The organism is Grimontia sp. NTOU-MAR1 (assembly GCF_035758505.1).
GTDB classification, from domain to species: Bacteria; Pseudomonadota; Gammaproteobacteria; order Enterobacterales; family Vibrionaceae; genus Enterovibrio; species Enterovibrio marinus.
In genome coordinates this window covers 3,453,962-3,469,321 of sequence record NZ_CP142108.1, presented here as the reverse complement: position 1 = coordinate 3,469,321, position 15,360 = coordinate 3,453,962, and the positions used below count along the sequence as shown (strand labels likewise).

12 protein-coding genes and 1 tRNA gene are annotated in these 15,360 nt (G+C 47.9%); 3 read left to right on the top strand and 10 right to left on the bottom strand.

What is annotated here, in order from left to right:
* Positions 1-87: 87 nt before the first annotated feature.
* From clpX to VP504_RS16110, 4 genes are all read right to left on the bottom strand, one after another.
* Complete coding sequence (gene clpX / locus VP504_RS16125; protein WP_062704753.1) at positions 88-1,368, bottom strand: ATP-dependent protease ATP-binding subunit ClpX; 1,281 nt, start codon at positions 1,366-1,368, stop codon at positions 88-90.
* A gap of 138 nt (positions 1,369-1,506) precedes the next feature.
* Positions 1,507-2,130, bottom strand: a complete 624-nt coding sequence (gene clpP / locus VP504_RS16120; protein ID WP_062704751.1) for an ATP-dependent Clp endopeptidase proteolytic subunit ClpP — start codon at positions 2,128-2,130, stop codon at positions 1,507-1,509.
* A 107-nt stretch (positions 2,131-2,237) separates the two neighbouring features.
* Positions 2,238-3,539: a trigger factor gene (tig, locus tag VP504_RS16115; RefSeq protein ID WP_325892054.1), complete on the bottom strand. Its 1,302-nt coding sequence runs from the start codon at positions 3,537-3,539 to the stop codon at positions 2,238-2,240.
* Positions 3,540-3,992: 453 nt separating this feature from the next.
* Positions 3,993-4,069 (bottom strand) — tRNA-Arg (locus tag VP504_RS16110).
* Between the two features lie 288 nt (positions 4,070-4,357).
* Here VP504_RS16110 and VP504_RS16105 point away from each other — a divergent pair.
* The 3 genes from VP504_RS16105 (at position 4,358) to folD (ending at position 7,208) form a co-directional block, all read left to right on the top strand.
* A complete protein-coding gene (locus VP504_RS16105; RefSeq protein ID WP_325892053.1) occupies positions 4,358-4,855 on the top strand; it encodes an MgtC/SapB family protein in 498 nt (165 codons plus the stop codon).
* A gap of 181 nt (positions 4,856-5,036) precedes the next feature.
* The gene (locus tag VP504_RS16100) at positions 5,037-6,224 is read left to right on the top strand and encodes an MFS transporter (RefSeq protein WP_325892052.1); all 1,188 of its coding nucleotides are present in this window, start codon (positions 5,037-5,039) and stop codon (positions 6,222-6,224) included.
* Positions 6,225-6,353: 129 nt separating this feature from the next.
* Positions 6,354-7,208 (top strand): bifunctional methylenetetrahydrofolate dehydrogenase/methenyltetrahydrofolate cyclohydrolase FolD, encoded by an 855-nt coding sequence (gene folD, locus VP504_RS16095; RefSeq protein WP_062704742.1) that lies wholly within the window; start codon positions 6,354-6,356, stop codon positions 7,206-7,208.
* A 296-nt stretch (positions 7,209-7,504) separates the two neighbouring features.
* Here folD and VP504_RS16090 read toward each other — a convergent pair whose 3' ends face one another.
* The 6 genes from VP504_RS16090 to VP504_RS16065 form a co-directional block, all read right to left on the bottom strand.
* Complete coding sequence (locus tag VP504_RS16090; RefSeq protein WP_062704739.1) at positions 7,505-8,671, bottom strand: nucleotide sugar dehydrogenase; 1,167 nt, start codon at positions 8,669-8,671, stop codon at positions 7,505-7,507.
* A gap of 241 nt (positions 8,672-8,912) precedes the next feature.
* Complete coding sequence (locus VP504_RS16085) at positions 8,913-10,025, bottom strand: hypothetical protein (protein WP_325892050.1); 1,113 nt, start codon at positions 10,023-10,025, stop codon at positions 8,913-8,915.
* Positions 10,026-10,067: 42 nt separating this feature from the next.
* Positions 10,068-11,150 carry a hypothetical protein gene (locus VP504_RS16080; protein WP_325892049.1) on the bottom strand — a complete coding sequence of 361 codons (1,083 nt, stop codon included), beginning with the start codon at positions 11,148-11,150 and terminating at the stop codon, positions 10,068-10,070.
* Between the two features lie 280 nt (positions 11,151-11,430).
* Positions 11,431-12,789: an MBL fold metallo-hydrolase gene (locus VP504_RS16075; protein ID WP_325892047.1), complete on the bottom strand. Its 1,359-nt coding sequence runs from the start codon at positions 12,787-12,789 to the stop codon at positions 11,431-11,433.
* A 136-nt stretch (positions 12,790-12,925) separates the two neighbouring features.
* Positions 12,926-14,155 (bottom strand): O-antigen ligase family protein, encoded by a 1,230-nt coding sequence (locus VP504_RS16070; protein ID WP_325892046.1) that lies wholly within the window; start codon positions 14,153-14,155, stop codon positions 12,926-12,928.
* 75 nt (positions 14,156-14,230) lie between these two features.
* Complete coding sequence (locus tag VP504_RS16065; protein WP_325892045.1) at positions 14,231-14,977, bottom strand: glycosyltransferase family 25 protein; 747 nt, start codon at positions 14,975-14,977, stop codon at positions 14,231-14,233.
* Positions 14,978-15,360 lie beyond the last annotated feature (383 nt).

The following is a 15,360-nucleotide window of genomic DNA, read 5'->3' as shown; positions in this document are numbered from 1 at the left end:
GCAGAAAGTAAAAAAGGGAGCCCACGCTCCCTTTTTTTCGATATTTTGTTGGTTAAATAAGCAACTTAACCCTACGCGATGTGCGTTTTACTCCGCGCCTGCCGCCTGATTTTCTGATGTTTCATAAATCAGCAGTGGATCAGACTCACCTTTAATGACTGACTCATCAATGACAACCTTGGTCACGTCTTTGCTTGATGGTAGGTCATACATGGTGTCCAGAAGTACTGCTTCCACAATCGAACGCAGGCCACGAGCACCTGTTTTACGATCCATGGCTTTCTTCGCAATCGCTGTCAGTGCATCGTCACGGAACTCTAGCTCAACGCCGTCCAGTTCCAGAAGCGCGCCATACTGCTTAGTGAGCGCATTCTTTGGTTCACGCAGAATCTGCACTAATGCATCTTCATCAAGTTCACCCAGAATCGCACTCACTGGCAGACGACCGATGAATTCCGGAATAAGACCGTATTTCACCAAATCTTCTGGTTCTACTTTGCTAAACAGGTCGCTCAGTGTCGCTTCCTGATCTTTTGAACGCACTTCCGCGCCAAAGCCGATACCACTGCCTTTCGCCACACGCTGATCTACCACTTTGTCGAGACCGGCAAACGCGCCACCACAAATGAACAGGATCTTGGAGGTATCGACCTGCAGGAATTCCTGTTGTGGGTGCTTACGGCCACCTTGTGGTGGAACAGAAGCAATCGTACCTTCAACCAGTTTCAGCAGCGCCTGCTGAACACCTTCGCCCGATACGTCGCGGGTGATAGATGGGTTGTCAGATTTACGTGAAATCTTATCGATTTCATCGATGTATACGATGCCACGTTCTGCTTTTGCCACGTCGTAATCACACTTCTGAAGCAGTTTCTGGATGATGTTTTCAACGTCTTCACCCACATAACCCGCTTCGGTCAATGTCGTGGCATCAGCCATAGTAAACGGCACATCCAAAAAGCGCGCCAGCGTTTCAGCCAACAGTGTCTTACCGCTACCGGTAGGACCAATCAGAAGGATGTTACTTTTACCCAATTCAACGCCATCGGCTGTTGTGTCGCCATTGCGAAGACGTTTGTAGTGGTTATATACCGCTACAGACAATACTTTCTTCGCCCGATCTTGACCGATAACGTAATCATCCAGGTGCGCGCGGATCTCTTGCGGAGTCGGAAGCTCGTTACTGTCGCGCTTAGGCATGACCTCTTTTATTTCTTCACGAATGATGTCGTTACATAGGTCAACACACTCATCGCAGATATAAACAGAAGGTCCAGCAATTAACTTGCGTACTTCATGCTGGCTTTTGCCGCAGAAAGAGCAGTAAAGCAGTTTACCGCTGCCACCGTCTTTTCGCTTGTCTGTCATTCGCTAACCTCTTTAGGCCTTAGCCCATGTTTACCATGATCTGAGTCTATAACATCTCGGGGAATTTTTCCGAGCACCGAGAGACTCAATTCAGAGACAGGAAGTGTCAGACGAACCTAACTGTCTCAGAATTAATAATTAATCGCGTTTATTCAGTACTGCGTCAACCAGACCATAGTCCACTGCATCCTGTGCAGCCATAAAGTTGTCACGATCAGTATCGCGTTCAATCACTTCCAGCGGTTGACCCGTGTGCTCAGCCAACAAAGTATTCAGCTTTTGCTTGATGGTCAAAATTTCTTGCGCGTGGATTTGAATGTCGGACGCCTGACCTTGGAAACCGCCAAGTGGCTGGTGAATCATCACACGTGAGTTCGGCAGGCAGTAACGCTTATCTTTCGCGCCACCCGCTAACAGGAAAGCCCCCATTGAACATGCCTGACCCATACAAACCGTGCTCACGTCTGGTTTAATGTACTGCATAGTGTCGTAAATAGACATACCTGCAGTCACCGATCCACCCGGTGAGTTGATGTAAAGGAAAATGTCTTTATCAGGGTTCTCTGATTCCAGGAACAGCAGCTGTGCAACAACAAGGTTCGCCATATGATCTTCAACCTGACCGGTCAGGAAGATCACACGCTCTTTCAAAAGGCGGGAATAGATGTCATACGAACGTTCACCGCGGGAAGTTTGTTCAACCACCATCGGCACCAATGCATCCATGATAGACGGCATTCCGTTTTTTTCTTGAAAGCTCATAGTGTTATATCCCTAAAATAAATGGCCCGGATGAAATTACTTCATACGGACCATTGTTATCAGAAGAGTGAATTCTAAGTCAATTGTCCACTCAACAATTCTAGCACTTATGCTTGAGCTGGGTTCATCAGCTCAGAGAAAGCTTGCTCTTTTTCAGAAACTTGTGCTTTACCCAGCAGTGCATCGATAGCTTGTTCTTCAAGAGCAACGTTGCGCATGTTTTCCATCAGACGCTGGTCTTTCTCGTAGTAAGCAACAACTTCTGATGGATCTTCGTATGCAGAAGCCATTTCTTCGATCAGCGCTTTCACGCGGTCTTCGTCAGCTTTCAGCTCTTCAGACTTGATCACTTCACCCAGAAGAAGACCAACCACTACGCGGCGTTTTGCTTGCTCTTCAAACAGCTCACTTGGCAGCTCTGGTGCGTTTTCCATGTTGCCACCGAAACGCTGAACTGCTTGCTGGCGGAGAACGTTAACTTCTTGATCGATCAAAGCAGCAGGTACGTCGATGTCGTTGTTAGCAACCAGACCATCGATCACTTGCTCTTTCACTTTGTTCTTAACTGCTTGCTTCAGTTCGCGTTCCATGTTTTTACGAACTTCTGCTTTCAGGCCGTCAACACTGCCATCTTCAACGCCGAAACGTGCTACAAACTCTTCAGTCAGCTCTGGCAGTTCTTGCGCTTCAACTTTGCTCAGTTTGATGTCGAACTTCGCGGCTTTACCTTTCAGGTTTTCAGCGTGGTAATCTTCTGGGAAAGTCACGTCGATAGTGAACTCTTCGCCGGCTTTCTTACCAACGATGCCGTCTTCGAAACCTGGAATCATGCGGCCTTGGCCCATAACCAGTGCAAAGCCTTCAGCTTTACCGCCTTCGAACTCTTCACCGTCAACAGAGCCAGAGAAGTCCATCGTTACGCGGCTGCTAGCTTCAGCTGCTGCGTCAACTTCTGACCAAGAAGCCTGCTGCTTACGCAGAGTCTCGATCATCTCAGCAACGTCTTCTTCTTTAACGTCAGCCAGTGGCTTAACCACTTCAACTTTGTCCAGATCTTTCAGCGCGATTTCTGGGTAAACTTCGAAAGAAGCCTTGAATACCAGATCTTTACCTTCTTCAGCGTCAACTGGAGTGAAAGTTGGTGCACCCGCTGGGTTGATTTTCTCTTTGATGATCGCTTCGATGAAATGACGCTGCATCACTTCACCCATCACGTCGTTACGTACTGCTTTGCCGTACATACGTGAAACCATCTTCAAAGGCACTTTACCTTTACGGAAACCATCGAAACGACGATTTTTAGCAATGTTGCGAAGCTCTGCAGTTACTGCGTCTTCGATGTTTGCTGCTGGAACTGTGATTGTCAGGTGGCGCTCTAGGCCTTCTGTGGTTTCAACGGTAACTTGCATTGTATTAATAACCTCAAAACTTACTCAGGGTCGCTGAGTGATGTTGCCCGGCTTCTGCCGGTAGCATCCTTTCGTGCTACAGCGAATCGTTCGCCATAGCGCCTGTGAATCTGGATACACGGCGCGTTTGCGCGGGTATCGATTAGCCTCAACAAACGAGGCATGATTTTTAAGACGCGCCATTATAGCGGCACCGCCCTGTCGAGTCGAGACGGGCTAGGTCCATCGTCATGTTTCTGTGAGATTGGGGCGGGAAAATGGATTTCAAGGGGTGGAATGCAGGTTTTTGGCGTGTATTTGAACCGAATAAAGCGGTGGCAAAACGGACGGATTACGGGTTACGGGTTACGGGTTACGGGTTACGGGTTACGGGTTACGGGTTACGGGTTACGGGTTACGGGTTACGGGGAAGATGTTCGATGAGTGTTTATGGAGAAGTCAAGAGAGATAAAGTGGCACGCCCTACAGGATTCGAACCTGTGACCCACGGCTTAGAAGGCCGTTGCTCTATCCAACTGAGCTAAGGGCGCACTTCATTCACACAGTGTGCGAACGCAGGGCAGGATTATAAAGGCACGAGTTTTATCGTCAACGCTTTTCCTTGCGCTTTGCTGTTAAATGCCTAAGAAACAAACACAGTTAATGCCCTGAGACGAAAAAATCCCTTCTTTTATCCTCTACCTTCGTCATTAAAAAACTTACGCACTGACGATAAAATGATTTCATCGAGTTCGCTATTGTTCTTTTTCTGTCTAAAGCGGATATTTCTGCGCCACAAATACCAAGGGTCAACAGCCCCTAGCCAAGAAGAGAAAGAAATGACTGAATTTTGGGATATCACCCCATTTAGCTGGGAAGGCGTGCTCACCTGTGCGGCCTGCGGATGGATTTTAGGCCTGGAACGCCAACTCCGTGGTAAGCCCGTTGGTATTCGAACGGCCATCCTGATCATTCTTGGGACCTACCTCTTTATGCGTCTGGCAATGTCCCTTTCAGACAACTCTTTGGATCATGCCCGTGTATTGGGTCAGATAGTGACAGGCGTCGGCTTTCTGGGTGCTGGCGTGATGATGGCACGTGATGGTCAAATTCAAGGAGTGACATCTGCGGCTGTCGTCTGGCTGATGGCAGGCCTCGGCATGGTGATCGCTTTTGACTATGGACGCCAGGCAATGCTGCTTTGTGCGTTCGTACTTTTTGTTCTGGTTGGCCTAGATAAAGTGGAAACCACCTTTTCTTCCCTCACAAAAGGCGTGCATAAACGCTGGGAGGGAAAGCGGAAAAAGACGGAAAAACATGCAGATATCATCGACTAGTAAGTGGTCATTCTGTGTGACCATTTTCATTAAAAAATTTCATCGTCACCACAAAATTATCTCTCTTTACGTTTGTGGGTGGCGAAACAATAATCGCGCCTGAACGCACCTTTCTCTGCGTGAAAACCTGTGCTTCCTGTGCAGGTTTTTTAATTTCAATTCAGACCATTAAGGAAAAACATTGCAACAGAACCCTGTTATGCAGGCTGATCGCAACAGTCCTCTTGTGCCTGTTCTTAGCCTAAGCCTTTTTGCCGTTGCGTCAGGTTTCCTGATGAGCCTCATTCCGCTTGCGCTTGACGCACATGGCATGTCGGTGAATCTTGCCTCCTGGCTCGCGAGCTTGTTTTACGCAGGCCTGCTTGGCGGTGCGTTGATCAGTGCGCGCATCGTTGGCAAATTTGGCCATCGCAGTTCGTTAGTTGCGTTTTTACTTATCGTCGTCAGTACTGTGGGCTTGATGGCATTCAGCGCATCACCGGCAGCATGGCTGTTTGCACGCTTTGTGGCTGGTGTTGCCGTAGCCGGTGTTTTTGTTGTTATTGAATCATGGCTGCTGATGGCTGACTCAGAGAAAGCCCGCGCAAAACGCTTAGGCCTCTACATGGCTTCGCTTTACGGCGGCTCTGCGCTCGGCCAGCTTGGCATCGGTATGTTTGGCACTGAAGGCGTCATGCCACTGATTGTGGTTGCCACTTTGTTCTCAGCTGCGATTTTGCCACCACTGGTGTTCAAAAGAGGCCGACCGAAAGCTGTTGGCCATGCCAGTATCAAAGTCAGCGAAATGAAAACTTTACCTTCTGCTGCTTATATTGGCTGCATCGTATCAGGTTTGGTGTTGGGATCAATTTATGGCCTGCTGCCATTGGAGCTTGAAAGCAATTACAGCCACGATCAAGTCGGCGCATTGATGGCAATCGTGATCTTGGGCGGCATGGTAGTGCAACCTCTGGTGAGCTGGCTGAACTCTCGCATGGAAAAAGCCCTGCTGATGGCCTTGTTCTGTTTCCTGGGCTTGCTTTCCATCGCCATGATTGAAATCGCCACAGTAACAGGCGGCGTGATGGCAGGTATGTTCCTGTTGGGTGCATCAGCATTTGCACTCTACCCGGTGGCGATCACCCTGGCTTGCCGCAACGTCGATGAATCAAAAATCGTGGCAGCAGCAGAGCTGATGCTACTGAGCTACAGCGTGGGTTCGGTGATTGGTCCGATCGTGGCCGGTGAAGCTATGTCCATGAAAGGCGGCCTGATGCTCTACTTCGTGGTCTGTTTCGCGGCAACGCTACTGTATATGCTGGGTTCCACCAAACGTAACCGCTCTACCGGCACAGATGGCGTCGACGAAGCGGTATCTGTCGATATCTAATCATTCAGCCCAACACAAGACGTTGGGCTTTAAATTCGCGACCTACGCAAACGTTTGCGCTATAGCCATGTCACATTTTTTTTGTCAAAATAGCGGCACTTTCCCGTCTATCTTCGCCAAAGGAAAAACATGGCCGCCCAAATCATTGATGGAAAACTTATTTCGCAGACCGTTCGACAAGAAGTTGCTGCACGTGTTGAAGCAAGAAAAGCGGCTGGCCTCAGAGCCCCCGGCCTTGCGGTAGTGCTGGTCGGCGACGACCCTGCCTCGCAAGTTTACGTTGGCAGTAAACGTCGTGTTTGTGAAGAAGTCGGCTTTGTTTCCAAGTCCTATGACCTTCCTTCGACCACCAGCGAAGCAGAGCTTCTGGGTTTGATTGATGACCTGAATGCTGACCCAGACATCGACGGCATCCTGGTTCAACTGCCGCTTCCCGCACAAATGGATCCAACCAATGTGCTTGAGCGCATTCACCCAGAGAAAGATGTTGACGGTTTCCACCCATACAACGTCGGCCGCCTGTGCCAGCGCATGCCAAAGCTACGCTCATGCACACCAAAAGGCATCATCACTCTGCTTGAACGCTACAATGTGCCGCTGCGTGGTAAGCATGCTGTTGTTGTTGGTGCTTCCAACATTGTCGGCCGCCCAATGACGATGGAACTGCTTCTGGCGGGCTGCACCACCACCACGTGCCACCGTTTCACCAAAGATTTGGAAGGCCATGTCCGCCAGGCAGATTTACTGGTTGTCGCGGTAGGTAAACCCAACTTCATTCCGGGTGATTGGGTTAAACCGGGTGCTGTGGTGATTGATGTCGGTATTAACCGCTTAGATGATGGAAAACTGGTCGGTGATGTGGAATACGGTGTGGCCGCAGAGAAAGCCAGCCATATTACCCCAGTACCCGGCGGCGTAGGCCCAATGACAGTAGCAACGCTAATTGAGAATACGCTGCTGGCCTGTGAGCAGTACCATTCTTAAACGAACGATAAAGGGTAGTGATTTGCTACCATAGGGTCTGTTGATCTTTGGTGGTTAAATTTTGTTCTAGCCCTAAGCGTTTTAGGCGCGGCGAGGTGTGTGACGCCTAGTTATTCTAAGCAAATACACCTCAACAAAGCATAAAACGGTTAGGGCAGAACCCTTCGGGCAGCGTTTGTGGGGACTTTCTCCTGCGTTATCGGCTTCTCATGTAGGCCAGCTACACATCGAAGCCTCTGCCTTGTATAAAGCCCCCACACACTGCTGCAAAAATCATCACCAAAGGTCAATAGACCCTAATCTTTTTGGAACAAATCCCGCGTGTAGACTTTATCTTTTACATCCAACAAAGCGTCATCCATTCTGTTAGAAACAATAATATCCACCGCCTCTTTAAACACGGCCAAATCCGTCACCACCAGCGAGTTGAACAAGGTCTGTTCCTTATAAACAGGCTCATAAATCACAATCTCTATGCCTTTCGCCTTCAACCTTTTCATCACGCCAAGAATCGAAGAAGCCCGAAAGTTGTCAGAACCCGACTTCATGATCAGGCGGAAAATACCCACGGTTCTGGGCTTTCGTTTCAATATAGATTCAGCAATAAAGTCTTTTCGCGTGCGGTTCGCATCAACAATGGCGCCGATAATGTTATTGGGTACGGACTGATAGTTGGCGAGAAGCTGCTTGGTGTCTTTCGGTAAGCAATAGCCACCATAACCAAAAGAAGGGTTGTTGTAGTGATGGCCAATCCGCGGGTCTAAACACACCCCTTCAATGATCTGTTTCGAATCCAGCCCCAAAGATTCCGCATAAGAGTCCAGCTCGTTAAAGTACGCAACGCGCATCGCAAGATAAGTATTGGAAAAAAGCTTCACCGCTTCTGCTTCCGTCGAATGCACAAACAGAGTTTGGACTTCTTCTGCTAACGCGCCTTCATTCATCAGTGCCGCGTAGGTTTTTGCCTGCTCAGAAAAATCACCGACGATGATTCGGGAAGGGTAAAGGTTGTCGTAAAGCGCACGACCTTCTCTTAGAAACTCCGGGGAGAACAAAATATTGTCAGCATGATGCCGCTTGCGGAGCGAGTGGGTAAAGCCGACGGGCACCGTCGATTTAATCACGATGGGGATAGCAGGGTTCACCGACAGAATGTCAGCGACAACCGTCTCGACACTACTGGTATCAAAGAAGTTGGTCTCCGGATCGTAATCGGTGGGAGTGGTCACCAAAATAAGCTCCGCCCAATGGTAGGCAGTGTGAGCATCGGTGGTCGCGTAGAATCTCAGCTCTGGGTCTTGGAGAAAATGTTCTATCTCGGTATCTGAGATAGGAGATTGACCTTGATTCAGTAAATCCACTTTGTCCTGAATAATATCAACCGCAACGACGTCGTTATGTTGTGCCAGCAGCATTGCATTGGAAAGACCGACATACCCAGTACCAACCACTGCTACCTTCATCTATCGTCCATCCTCTTTTCATCCCTTCAGCAAAGCACGTAGTCAATTAGCTTCAGGTTAAGTGTCAAGGATGACACTTTTCTTATTATTTAGAGTCATGGAGATGAAGGTTTAGCTCAAAGGTCGAATTCTCCTATCTTCCGGTGATTACGAACCTAAAGGCTAAACAATAGAAAGGCTCCCCAATAGGAACCTTTCCAGATAAAGGGAGTGTTAAACTGGGAAGACATGTTAGTCTTGGTCACTCCTTACCCAACAGCTCATTCGCCTTCTCTTGCCACCCTTTCACTTCGCTTTTCTTATCTTCAAACGCTTTAAGCAAATCGACTGTCAGAAAATAGCCTACGTCACCATCGCGTTCGGTGACGCCGAATGAATAACTGTTTTCGATATGGAACATCAGACCATGACCGAAGTCATCAACGCCCGCCCGGTCGGAATAGGTGCTGACAATCGACGCTCCGCAGGCAAAGTTTGCGCCGAAACAGGATTGCCAGGCATTAATACCTATCCATTCCACAGCCAGTGCCGCTTTGAATTGACTGCCATCAGCGGCGTCATCAACGTATTCCATCAACACACTTGGGTGAAAGGCAAAAAACTGGTATTCCGGTGGCAACTGGAAATGACTTTCTTTCAGGTAATCACTATAGATACCCGCCGTCAACAGCCTATCGAACAATGTTTGTGAGCGTGCCTCTGTAAGATAGCGATCCCAGGCCTCACTGTATGCAATTGATAATTTTGCCATCTGGAGGGCATTTTCTTCCCTCACCGCATTCCGATAAGAAGCCACCGCATCTGACCAACCCTCTAAGTAAGACTGACAGACATTCGTCCCGCCGCCGGGCACTTCACAGCCCATGACTGCAGCACAAGCGGCCTCTCGGCTTTCCGTATCAAAATACACCGTTTCTTGGGTGTTTTTTGCGCCAAAATGGACCCTATCACCCTGGAGATCGTCCAGATCATCATTGACGGCAAACTTGAGCCCAGCCAAGCTTTCTGTATTTGACTGCCACTCACCATCAACCAGATTCTGTTCAAGCAACAGTGTGACCAGCCAGTCCGCCCCACGCCCCTGCTGAACGCCGAACACAGTATTCACCTCCACCGCACTGCGCTGTATCGACTCCTTCCAATCCCGGGCTTTCTGGATTTCCTGACTGCTTAATGGCCGCGATTCCAACTTCGCCAACAGCAAGGCATCACCCAGTGCTTTTGAAGAGCCTGCCACTTTTTTTGACCAATAGGCGGTGCCGCTATCCGGCACCTTGCAGGTTGCAGCACCCCCGCTCACACTGAACAAAGAAGCCAAAAGCAGTACAATTAACTGAACCGATAGTTTCATCATGTGTCTCCTGCTTATAACCAAACAACCTGAAGATAATTGTATTCAGAGGTCATCAATGAATGTTTTGAAATCTTTCAGCATCTTAATGAAGGCACTGAAGTCCTCTACCGAATCTATCTCCTTCACATGGTCACCGATTTGGTCAATCTTAGCGAAGGCACCGACAACACTGTCTCTGACCTGTCTCGCTTCCTCCCTAGGGGGAGAGAAAGTGCCAGAGGGCATCACGCGTCGTAAAAACGGGTCAGCCACCAAGGGGTCGGAAAGGTATCCGCCGAGATCATGAGGGTTCTTTGAAGTGAACAAGTCTTTGGTGCGTATTTCCCGGTAAATTTCCTCAAAATCGTCAGCGGCAACCCAGTTATCTTCAAGTTCCGGTTCAAAACGCTTGAATAGGGTAAAAGGGTCAAAGCGGTGATAGACATTGTAAAAATAGCGAATAGCGCCCGTTCCGGTGCCACTGGGCTTTACCCGGCTGCTATACGGATCGAACCCAGTGCGGATAGGATTAAGCTCAAACAGCAGATTGCTGATATTGGCCACCATCCACAAACTGTCTATTTTGTCTCTTGTCGAATCCAAGGCATACCTGCGACCGGTATTCTGGTCGATAATCCCCCCGGTAAAGGCCTTTTCCAGCGTATCGTGCATGGCAGCCGTTCCCAAAGAGTGAGCCAGAATATGTACATCCCTGTTACCACGCCCGCTCAGCACTTCCACCAGTACTTTTAGCATTTGTACCCGTACCCGCTCACACAGAAGACTGGCGTAAAAAAGCACGTCAGCAAGGTGGGTGGTATAGAAATTATCGTCAGCCAGCTTCCCTTCCAACTTCACCAACTCTTTCACAAAGCGCAGGTCGGCATTGGCCACCGTCCGGAAATAATCACTGACGGGTTTATTGGCTTCAACCAGCCTTTGCCGCTCTTCCTCGAAGATGTTGTTGTATTCAATCGGTACAACATCGACATAGTCTTCAAAGGCCTTATTTTCCTGCTGTAAGCGAGCCTTGATGGTGGGATAACGGTTCAGGGAGAGGTTGGCAGCATCGACCACGGTTTTCTTAAGACTTTGCGCATCATGATCTCCCATTCCGTGAGTCACTATAAGAATGGACTTCTCCATATCTACCTCTACAAATAGCCAGACAAGATGACTGAGTTTTAATACTCGACCAAGTTAGCCTTACAGGGTGTATAGATTTTGATAATACCGGTGAGGGGCTGTTGGAGGGCTGAAGGTGGATGGCTTATTTGCTTGGAGGGAGACTGGAGGTTTTGTGGCTATTTAGGGGGTAGGAGGTGATGGATTACGGATTTTTTCCAATACCCCAACCAGTTCAAGCTTTTCTGGAGTCATCTTTTCCTGTTTCCCATTCTCGTCCCTTAAATCACTTTCTCTTACCCTAGGGGCTGTCTTTTGCCATCACCACCCTCTCCGCCAAACCCCGCTGCTCTATCTCTTTCGCCAGCGCTTCTTGCGCGTCGCTATCACCATGGACGATTCTGATTTCTTTTGGCTTTGTGGGAATGCCTTCAATAAATTGCAGCAGGTCGCTTTGGTCAGCATGGGCGGAGTAACCTGACATGGTGTGGATGTGGGCGTTAACATCAATCCGTTGATGGTCGATTTCTACCTGCTTTTGCCCGCGTTGTAGTTTACGCCCCAGCGTTCCTCTGGCTTGATAGCCTGCTAATATCACGTCAGTTCTGGCATCAGGCAATAGCGCTTTCAGGTAATTTAAAATGCGCCCGCCATTACACATGCCACTGGCGGCAACGACAATAGCAGGCTCGCCAGTTTGTTTAAGACGGTTAACAAGCGCTTGGTGGTCGCGGTGCGAATCGATGGTAATACATTGTTCGAAACCGAGTGGATGCCTACCCGCTTCCAATCTGGTTTTCGCTTCTTCTCCCCAAAGGGTTTTGAATTCACGATAGCGGTCAGTCACTTTTGCCGCCATGGGGGAATCAAGAAAAACGGGAATTTTCGACCACTCTCGCTTTTGAACATCATCTAGTTGGGTGGCAATAATGGCTTCGATATCAAAGAGCAGCTCTTGGGTTCGCCCAACGCTGAATGCGGGGATCAGTATTACGCCACCGTCTTGCAGTGAACGATCTATTAAGGTTTTGAGTCTTTGCGCTCTGAGTTCAATAGACTCGTGTACCCCATCACCGTAGGTACTTTCGATGACGAGTACATCTGCTTTTCCTGGTGGTGTTGGGTCCGGGAGTAAAGGCGTGTTGTTAGGACCGAGATCGCCTGAAAAGACGACCACTTCTTTGGTGGGGAATTTAACTTCAACATACGCTGAACCAAGGATATGACCTGCAGGCTGGAAGCGGATATCGGCGACCACGCTGCGCTGATGATTCAAAGTATGCCAGGTATGATAATTGACGGGGACAGTCAGGGATTCGATAAGTTTGAGGATGCGCTGGCGGTCTTTTCTTTTGAGCCCAAGCTGAAGACCAAGGGCATCATCCAACATCATGGGAACCAGCTTTGCGGTGGCCAGTGTGCAGTAAATCGGGGCTTGAAAACCGGCTGCGAGAAGCCAAGGCAGACGACCAATATGGTCTATGTGAGCGTGGGTCAGGATCAGAGCATCGATATCATGCACATCAAACTCGATATCGAGCGGCCGCGTTTCGTCACCTTGAAACAAACCGCAATCAATAAGCAGCTTTCCTTTTTCCGTAGTGAGTTGATGGCATGAACCCGTTACGCCAGTTCTGGCGCCGTGGTGAGTGATGTGCATATCGCACCTTGCGTGTGAGTATTCGCTCCATCATGCCTTAACACAAAGAAGAAAAAATCCCTCACAAACATGGTCTGGGAGGGATAACTTATTTTAGGGTACCTTGGTTACATAAGCTCTCATCAGAGTGGTAATGTCAGCTATTGCTCTGCACAGTGATCTCTCTGTCATCCTTCGCCATCATTAACCAGGCACCAGTAAACAAAGTGAACAAATAAACCAAGTGTGTATGGTGGAAAGGCACATCCGTCAGCCCTGCTAAGGCTATCATCAAAATCATGCTGCTTAGCAATGGTTCAAACTGGATGCCAACACCACCATTAGGCTTGGAATACAGAAGCGGTGAGACCATCCAAGCGAGCAAAATGAGTAGCCCAATCACGCCATAGCGGGCGAGAGTGTCAATGTATTGATTGTGCAGATGTGGTTGAATTGCAGCAATACCCATCACAGCTTTAATATCGGCTTGCAACGCTTCATCACCGACACCAAAAATAGGGGCACGAAGAGCTGTGTCTTTTCCTTGCAACCAAAGCGTAAATCGAATACCAATCGAAGTGTTAAAATCACCTTTAGCAATCTGTGAAAGCTCTATTTGCGTTGACTCGATACGTTGATCGATTTTTGACTCAAAAGCCTTGTACCCAAGACCACAAATTAACACAATAGTAATTAGCACTCCAGAATAAGCGCGCCAAGACAGAGGCAATAAGCGCAACGCCAGAAACATCATGACGATAGGTAGGAAAATAATCATTCCTCGGACATCAGTGAGCACCAATGCTGTACTCGCAAAACCAATACCGAGAAGCGAAACCAAGCGCATTAGCCACGACTTATCGTTCAGTAGTTGATGAAGAGAGCTCAACGCCATAAATGCACAAAATAAGGCATAAGGAATCGGATTAGTTGCCATACCTACCCTCGGAATATCGAGGATCCAAAATTCATACATGGCGTTTAACCCACATAAGATGGCCGCGAATGGCAAAAATCTCGTCAAGTACTTACTTGGTAATCGCTTCCAAGGAAGTAGCATAAGATATACTAAGCAAGTAACTAATGTACGCGAATAGCCGAAGTCATCCCCCCGAAAAAGATGCATAAGCCCAAAGTAAAAAAATGCTAGCAGACTTGCAATAATAAACAGACGAGTGTGTACGTTTTTCCAGTTGTGCTTTATTTCATTACGGTAAAAGAACAAACAATAGATACCAATCATTGGAATCAATCTAGATAGGATCGACTTTGTATCAGGAATGTTAAATATGCCCACAAACAAAACAATAAGAGGGCTAAGCAAAAACAGCGCCTCAAGACGCTGTTTACTTTGTGGGGACATAAATTGAAAAGTAGTCACGGTCATCTTTAAATATCTAAACGGGAAACTCGAATACAATGCATTTCCATGCGCGTTAGACTGAGAGAGTCCAGTGTTGAGTTATCTTACTTTTAGTTCCTTCCGCTTTTTCCAATACATAAGCGAAAGCATGATTTTTTTATAGAGTGTATATAATTCCCGCGACGGTTTTCTGTAGATTGGCGTCCTCGATTTTGAGTACACCTTAGGCTCCTGAATAGTCGATTCATATTGACCGTGTGATTCAACAAGACAAGGCGATAGTTGGTAAGAATATTGACCGTGAATATAATTCGCTCCGACAAAACAATCGACAGGAAAATACCATTTGTGTTTTACCAAGCGCATTGCAGCTTTTGGAGATATCGCATAACTGCGAAGCCCTCCATAATTGTCTTTCATCAAACTAATAGTGCTGCTCCCCAAGTCTTCGACTGGAACACTTGGGCTCCCGAGCTCTACTTCTTCAAGGCGTAAAAAACCATAGTGCTGCACTTTTTCAAGTGCCAATGAAAGTGTACTAGACGCATTTTCTGATAGTGTGATGTCGTCCTCGCACACTACAATTGGTTCTCCCATTTCCAAACATTTAACCCAAAGAGCATAATGGCTGGCATAGCAACCAAGTTCGCCTTTGGATGGCATGTAACCACTTGTTAACCAAAGACGTTTTGCGTAATCGTAATCAAGGGCAAGTTCCGGTATACCTAAGCTACCATCGACAGCATCAAAAAATGTAAACGAGATATTTTTCTCAGCCATTTCTTTCGAAATTTTTTCACGGCGATGTACGCTTCTTTTCAAGCTAACAACAAAAACATTTAGCACGGATATCGACAACACTCATTGGATTAAATTTAGAGATGCAGTCTATCCTAAACTCAAGAAAATGGCGAGATTCTATATGGAGGTCTCAGGCCAACTATGAGGATACTCAACGTCAGTAGCGATTGAAGTTCATGAAGGGCCATATCATTGAGTAGTAGTACTGCCGTCGCGTGACCGATCATCGCCTCTACCAAATTTCGTCATCGGAGCTTGTGTTTTTCGTTCCCTGTTACCCTGCTCTTGTATCTCACGATGTCTTCGATAATCACCTGTGTATGTCTTGATGATTTGGGTTTCACTGCGACGCTATGGTCAGTTGAAGTCGCTTCTTTATGCCTTATTCACTAAGACGTCTGCGCAAGAAGGTCACAGACCAGATTTAT